This is a genomic window from Pseudomonas sp. HMWF021 (assembly GCF_003061005.1).
Taxonomy (GTDB): domain Bacteria; phylum Pseudomonadota; class Gammaproteobacteria; order Pseudomonadales; family Pseudomonadaceae; genus Aquipseudomonas.
The window spans coordinates 101284-108855 of sequence record NZ_QAIK01000136.1 but is presented as its reverse complement, the minus strand read 5'-3'; the positions used below and the strand labels follow the sequence as shown (position 1 = coordinate 108855).

6 protein-coding genes are annotated in these 7572 nt (G+C 60.1%); all 6 read right to left on the bottom strand.

From position 1 onward, the window contains the following. Window positions 1–878: ABC transporter ATP-binding protein (locus tag DBR18_RS18910; protein ID WP_177482408.1), on the bottom strand; the 878-nt coding region annotated here is incomplete at its 3' end. 10 nt (window positions 879–888) lie between these two features. Beyond that, window positions 889–1815, bottom strand: coding sequence for an ABC transporter permease subunit (locus DBR18_RS18905; protein ID WP_003221608.1), 927 nt, complete (start codon window positions 1813–1815; stop codon window positions 889–891). An 11-nt stretch (window positions 1816–1826) separates the two neighbouring features. After that, the gene (locus DBR18_RS18900) at window positions 1827–2837 is read right to left on the bottom strand and encodes an ABC transporter permease subunit (protein ID WP_007953665.1); all 1011 of its coding nucleotides are present in this window, start codon (window positions 2835–2837) and stop codon (window positions 1827–1829) included. 73 nt (window positions 2838–2910) lie between these two features. Next, window positions 2911–4506, bottom strand: a complete 1596-nt coding sequence (locus tag DBR18_RS18895; protein WP_108591443.1) for an ABC transporter substrate-binding protein — start codon at window positions 4504–4506, stop codon at window positions 2911–2913. A 78-nt stretch (window positions 4507–4584) separates the two neighbouring features. Then, a complete protein-coding gene (locus DBR18_RS18890) occupies window positions 4585–5997 on the bottom strand; it encodes an OprD family porin (RefSeq protein ID WP_108591442.1) in 1413 nt (470 codons plus the stop codon). A 174-nt stretch (window positions 5998–6171) separates the two neighbouring features. Continuing rightward, on the bottom strand, window positions 6172–7572 hold a 1401-nt coding region (locus DBR18_RS18885; protein ID WP_256588786.1), incomplete at its 5' end, for an ABC transporter substrate-binding protein.

The following is a 7572-nucleotide window of genomic DNA, read 5'->3' as shown; positions in this document are numbered from 1 at the left end:
TGCACGTACGGGCAGCGCGGCGACAGCAGGCAACCGTGCGGACGGTCGTAGCGACCCGGAACGATGCCCGGCAGGGTGGACAGGCGCGAGGCGCCCAGGCTGTGCTCGGGAATCGCCTTGAGCAGCGCTTCGCTGTACGGGTGCGCCGGGATGTCGAACAGTTGCGGCACCTGACCGACTTCAACCGCCTGGCCGGCGTACATCACGCACACTCGCTGGGCGGTTTCGGCCACGACGGCGAGGTCGTGGGTGATCAGCACCAGGCCCATGTTCTGCTCTTTCTGCAACGCCAGCAGCAGATCCATGATCTGTGCCTGAATCGTCACGTCGAGTGCCGTGGTCGGTTCGTCGGCGATCAGCAGTTTCGGCTCGCCGGCAATCGCCATGGCAATTGCCACACGCTGGCTCATGCCACCGGACAGTTGGTGCGGGTAGGCGTCCATACGGCTGGCGGCGCCCGGGATTTCGACTTTTTCCAGCAGTTCGATGGCGCGTTTGCGCGCTTGCTTGCCGGACATTTTCAGGTGCAGGCGCAGCACTTCTTCGATCTGGAAGCCGACGGTGTAGCTCGGGTTGAGCGCGGTCATCGGGTCCTGGAACACCATCGACAGGTCTTTGCCGACGATTTGCCGACGCTGACGATTGCTCAGCTTGAGCATGTCCTTGCCGTCGAAACTGAGCGAGTCGGCGGTCACGATGCCGGGGTGTTCGATCAGGCCCATCAGCGCCATCATGGTCACGGATTTACCCGAACCCGACTCGCCAACGATGGCCAGGACTTCGCCCTTGTCGACTTTCAGGTCGAGGCCATCGACCACGGGCGTCGCGTTCTTGTCGCCGAAGCGGACGTTGAGATTCTTGATTTCTAGCAGTGACATGGGAATCTCCTCAGGCGGCGTTCTTGAGTTTCGGGTCCAACGCATCGCGCAGACCGTCGCCCATCAAGTTGATTGCCAGCACGCTGAGCAAAATGGTCAGACCCGGCAGGCTCACTACCCACCAGGCGCGTTCGATGTAGTCGCGGGCCGAGGCCAGCATGGTGCCCCACTCAGGGGTTGGCGGTTGTACGCCAAGGCCGAGGAAGCCCAGTGCCGCAGCATCGAGAATCGCCGAAGAGAAACTCAGGGTGGCCTGCACGATCAGCGGCGCCATGCAGTTGGGCAGCACGGTGATGAACATCAGACGCGGCAGACCGGCACCGGCCAGGCGCGCGGCGGTCACGTAGTCGCGGTTCAGTTCGCCCATCACCGCAGCACGGGTCAGACGCACGTAGGACGGCAGGGACACCACAGCGATAGCAATCACGGTGTTGATCAGGCCAGGGCCGAGGATGGCGACGATCGCCACAGCCAGCAGCAGCGACGGCAGGGCCAGCATGATGTCCATCAGACGCATGATGGTCGGGCCGATCATTTTCGGGAAGAAACCGGCGAACAGACCCAGCAGGATCCCCGGAATCAGCGACATCACCACCGACGACAGACCGATCAGCAGCGACAGGCGCGAACCCTGGATCAGCCGCGACAGCAGGTCGCGACCCAGTTCATCGGTGCCGAGCAGGAACTGCATCTGCCCGCCTTCGAGCCACGCCGGCGGCGTCAGCAGGAAGTCACGGTACTGCTCGCTCGGGTTATGCGGGGCGACCCACGGCGCGAAGATCGCGCAGAAAATCACCAGCAGCATGAACAGCAGGCCGGCAACCGCGCCCTTGTTTTTCGAGAAGGCTTGCCAGAATTCTTTGTACGGCGACGGGTACAGCAGGCTTTGATCCGCGCTTGGGGCGGAAGTGGCTACTGAGGATGTTGGAGTGCTCATGGGTATTGACCTCAGCGCTGATGACGGATGCGTGGGTTGGCAAAGCCGTAGAGGATGTCCACCACGAAGTTGACCAGAATCACCAGGCAGGCGATTAACAGGATGCCGTTTTGCACAACCGGGTAGTCCCGGGCGCCAATGGCTTCGATCAGCCATTTACCGATGCCGGGCCAGGAGAAGATGGTTTCGGTCAGAACCGCACCGGCCAGCAGGGTGCCGACTTGCAGGCCGACCACGGTCAGTACCGGAATCAGCGCGTTGCGCAGGCCGTGCACGAACACCACGCGCGACGGCGACAGGCCTTTGGCCTTGGCGGTACGGATGTAGTCTTCGCGCAGCACTTCGAGCATCGACGAACGGGTCATCCGCGCGATCACCGCCAGCGGAATGGTGCCCAGCACGATGGCCGGCAGGATCAGGTGATGCAGGGCATCGAGGAACGCGCCCATGTCATCGGCCAGCAGGGTATCGATCAGCATGAAACCGGTGCGCGGCTCGATGTCGTAGAGCAGGTCGATCCGCCCGGACACCGGGGTCCAGCCCAGGCTCACCGAGAAGAACATGATCAGGATCAGGCCCCACCAGAAGATCGGCATCGAATACCCCGCCAGGGAGATGCCCATCACCCCGTGGTCGAACAGGGATCCTCGCTTGAGTGCCGCGATGACCCCGGCCAGCAGGCCCAGGATACCGGCGAACAGCAGGGCGGCCATGGACAGTTCCAGGGTCGCCGGGAAGAGGGAGGTGAACTCGGTCCATACGCTTTCACGCGTACGCAGGGACTCGCCGAGATCGCCGTGGGCCAGTTTGCCGATGTAGTCCAGATACTGGGCATACAACGGTTTGTTCAGACCTAGGCGTTCCATTGCCTGAGCGTGCATTTCGGGGTCGACCCGACGTTCGCCCATCATCACTTCCACGGGGTCGCCAGGGATCATGCGAATCAACGCGAAAGTCAGCAGGGTGATGCCGAAAAACGTGGGGATCAACAACCCCAGTCGGCGGGCAATAAAACTAAACATCGTGTGTGGTACCTCATCAGCCGGTTAGGCGTGCCCGGCGACCCTGGGGTCAGGGAGGCCGGGAGTTTCTTATCTACTTCACCTGGGTGGTGGCGAAGTTATTAGTGGTCAGAGGGCTGATGTGATAACCCTCTACGTTGTTGCGCATTGCCGTGAACATCCGGGTGTGGGCCATGCTGATCCACGGTTGGTCCTGATTAAACAACACCTGGGCCTGTTCGTAGAGCTTCGCGCGTTCGGCCGGATCTACTTTAGCCCGTGCTTCGTCCAGCAGGCCCTGGAATTTCTCGTTGCACCAGCGAGCGTAGTTTTCGCCGTTCTTGGCCGCTTCGCAACTGAGCATAGGCGTCAGGAAGTTATCCGGGTCGCCGTTGTCGCCCGCCCATCCGGCCGACACCATGTCGTGCTCGCCAGCCTTGGCGCGTTTAAGCATTTCGCCCCATTCCATGACGCGGATGTCGATTTTGATCCCGACTTTCGCCAGGTCGGCCTGCATCATCTGCGCGCCGAGCATCGGATTGGGGTTGGTCGGGCCGCCGCCGTTACGGGTAAACAGGGTAAACACGGTGCCTTCCGGAACCCCGGCTTCCTTGAGCAGGGCACGGGCCTTGTCCAGATCGCGTGGCGGGTTTTTCAGATCGTGGTTGTAGCCCAGCAGCGTCGGCGGGTACGGGTTGACCGCCACGCTGGCGTTGCCCTTGCCGAACAGTGCGTTGACGTAAGCTTCCTTGTCGAAAGCGATGTCGATCGCTTTGCGCACCCGCACGTCACTCATGTATTTGTGCTGGGTGTTCATGGCGATGTACGAGACGGTCATCGCGTCCATCTCGTCGACTTTCAGGTTGCTGTCTTTCTTGATGCTCGGGATGTCATCCGGTTTCGGATACAACGCGATCTGGCACTCGTTGGCCTTGAGCTTCTGCAGGCGCACGTTGTTGTCGGTGGCGATCGCCAGAATCAGCGCGTCGGCCGGGGCCTTGCCACGGAAGTAGTCCGGGTTGGCCTTGAAGCGTACCTGCGCATCCTTGGCGTACCGCTGGAAGATGAACGGGCCGGTGCCCACCGGTTTGTTGTTGAGGTCGCCGGTCTTGCCGGACTTGAGCAACTGGTCGGCGTATTCGGCCGGGTAGATCGAGGAGAACGCCATGGCGATGTCGGCCAGGAACGGCGCTTCGCGGCGGGTCAGGGTGAACTTGACCGTGTTGTCGTCGACTTTTTCCACGCTTTTGAGCAGTTCCTTGAAGCCCATGCTTTCAAAGTACGGGAAGCCCACACTCGACAGTTTGTGCCACGGGTGATTCGGGTCCAGCTGACGCTGGAAGCTCCAGACCACGTCGTCGGCGTTCATGTCGCGCGTTGGTTTGAAGTATTCGGTGGTGTGAAACTTGACGCCTTTGCGCAGATGGAAGGTGTAGGTCAGGCCGTCTTCACTGATGTCCCAGGATTCGGCCAGCGCCGGAATCACTTCGGTGGTGCCGGGCTTGAAGTCCGCCAGACGGTTGAAGATCGTTTCGGCCACCGCATCGGCAGTGACTGCAGTTGTGTACTGGACCATATCGAAGCCTTCCGGGCTGGCTTCGGTGCAGACCACCAAGGGTTTGGCCGAGACGCCGATGGCGGCGCTCAACAACGCAGCCGCGACGGCTGCACGTAGGGGAAGCATTTTCATCGATAACCCTCTGCAATCGGTTGAAGACAAAAAACCGAACGGCCGACTCATCATGAGTCAGCCGTCGGTGGGCGTTTTTTACAGGATGTTGAACGGGATGGTGGTCACGAGACGGAACTCGTTGATGCTGCCATCGGACTGGTTTTCGCTGGCGCGGTGAGCGGTGTAGGTGCCACGGATGGTGGTCGCCTTGAGTGGGCCGCTCTGTACCGCGTAGGTTGCACCGATGCCGTATTCGTAGTGATGCTCGCCGTCCATGTTGCGTACGTCATACGCAGTACCGGTGTAGTGAGTACCGTCGATGCCCCAGCCGCGCGCCTGGTAGATGTTGAACTTCAGGCCTGGCACGCCGTATTCGGCCATGTTCAGACCGTAGGCAACCTGGAAGGATTTCTCGTTCGGGCCGTTGAAGTCCGACAGCAGGGAGTTGGCCAGGTAGATGCCGTTGGTTTCGTGCAGATAGTCGAAGTATTCGTCACCGTTGATGGCCTGGTACGAGAAGGTCAGGCTGTGGGCCTGGTGAGTCAGGCCGAACGACAGCGAGTAAGTGTCGTTGTCGATTTCACCCATCTCTTTCTTGCCGGTATCGACGGTCTTGTAGTAGTTCAGGCCGGTGGTCAGGCTCACGACATTGCTGTCACCCAGTTCGTGGGTGGCGCCGAAGTAGTACTGGTTCCAGAAATCTTCCACCTTGGAGGCGTACAGGCTGGTCTTCAGGCTTTTCAGCGGCTGATAGTTCAGGCCGACGATGCTGACGCGATCAGTCTCTGCGCCGTTGGCGCTGTACTCGGTGCGGAACTTCGACAGGCTTTCTTCGGTACGCGGCGATACGCGGTCGAAGCTGCCGGCGTCGAACGACAGGTTGTTCAGTTCTTCGCTGTGCAGGCTGACACCTTCAAAGCTCGAAGGCAGCGCACGGTTGCCGATCGTGTCGACGATCGGCGTGCTGAAGTTCTGACGACCGGCGGTCAGCGTGGTGTTGGAAACACGGAACTTGACGTTGGCCAGGCCCAGTTTGCTCCACTGGCCTTCAGCGTCACCGCCTTCCTTGGTCAGCGTACGGTTGTTGCCCGCGCCTGGACGTGAACCCGGTGCGCCACCATTGTTGGAGGCCAGATCCTTGCGATTACGCTCCAGCGCTACAGCGTTGTAAGCGGCAATTTCAGTGCTGACACCGACGGTGCCCTCAGTGAAGCCGGAGCTGAAGTTGACGATGGTGCCCTGTACCCAGTTGATACGACGGTCAGTCGGGGTGGCGACACCGTCCTTGCGGTAAGTGAACTTGCCGCCGCGTTTGAGTTGCTCGTTCGCGTACCAGTTACGGGTCGTGCCGCTGATTGTCGAACCTTCGAGGAAACCTTTGGCATCAGCCTGGGCGCTCTTCTCGTTGACGGTCACCGGAGTGAACGCCTGGCTCTGCTCTTCCGCATAAGCGGTGGCGGTGATGCTGCTGATGGCCAAGGCCAGTATCGCGGTGCTGCTCAGTTTCATGGGTGAAGCTCCTTTACTTTCTTTTTATGCCGGCTTTTTTGGGTTGGCCGGTTATTGGTTTAGAACTCATTCACACATCGCAAACGTTTGCAAAAAGCCGGATTGGCGAATTTCGGCAAAGCGCTTGCGTGAGGGGATAGACAGTCCCCTCAGCGTTGCGGCTAATCGGTTGGGTTAATCGATACTGACGCCCGAAAACACGTTGCGACCGAAGGGGCTTACCTTGAAGCCTTCAACCCGGGCGCTTAACGGCTGGTTGACCGTCGAGTGGGCGACAGGCGTGATCGGCACTTGCTGCTTGAGCAACTGCTGCGCCTGTTTGTAGAGCGTGGTGCGCTGGTCGCGGTCGGTGACGACCTTGGCCTCTTTGATCAGCTTGTCGTAAGCCGGATCGCACCACATGGAATAGTTGTTGCCGCCAATGGCGTCGCAGCTGTACAGCGTGCCGAGCCAGTTGTCCGGGTCCCCGTTGTCACCGGTCCAGCCGATCAGGCTGATGTCGTGCTCGCCATTCTTGGTGCGCTTGATGTACTCGCCCCATTCGTAGCTGACGATCTTCACTTTCAGACCGATCCTGGCCCAGTCAGCCTGGAGCATTTCGGCCATCAGTTTGGCGTTCGGGTTGTACGGGCGTTGTACCGGCATTGCCCACAGAGTGATTTCGGTGCCTTCCTTGACGCCGGCAGCCTTGAGCAGCTCTTTGGCTTTTTCCGGGTTGTAGGCGGCATCCTTGATGCTGTCGTCGTAGGACCACTGGGTCGGCGGCATGGCGTTGACGGCCAGTTGCCCGGCGCCTTGATAAACGGCGTTGAGAATCCCTTGTTTATTCACCGCCATGTCCAGCGCCTGACGCACTTCGAGCTGGTCGAAGGGCTTGTGGCGCACGTTGTAGGCGATGTAACCGAGGTTGAAGCCGGGCTTGGAAATCAGCTGCAGTTTCGGGTCGGCCTTCAGTGCTTCAACGTCGGCAGGGCGCGGATGCAGGGTGATCTGGCATTCGCCGGCCTTGAGCTTCTGCACGCGCACCGAGGCGTCGGTGTTGATCGCGAAGATCAGGTTTTTCAGTTTGACCCGGCTCGGGTCCCAGTAATGCTCGTTGCCGGTGTAACGGATGTTCGAGTCCTTCTGATAGCTCTTGAACACGAACGGCCCGGTGCCGACCGGCTTCTGGTTGATGTCGCTCGGCTTGCCTTCGGCCAGCAACTTGTCGGCGTACTCGGCGGACAGGATGGCGGCGAAGCTCATGGCGATGTTCTGGATGAACGCGGCGTCGACGCTGTTGAGCGTGAACTCCACGGTCAGCGGCCCGGTCTTTTCGACCTTGGCGATGTTCTTGTTCAGGCTCATCCCGTTGAAATACGGGAACTCGGTCGGATAAGCCTTACGGAATGGCTGCGCGGGATCGAGCATGCGGTTAAACGTGAACAGCACGTCGTCGGCGTTGAAATCGCGTGTCGGTTTGAAATATGGCGTTGTATGAAATTTCACCCCTTCACGCAGGTGAAAGGTGTACTTGAGACCATCCTCGGAAATATCCCACTTGGTTGCCAGGCCCGGTACGACGTTGGTCGCGCC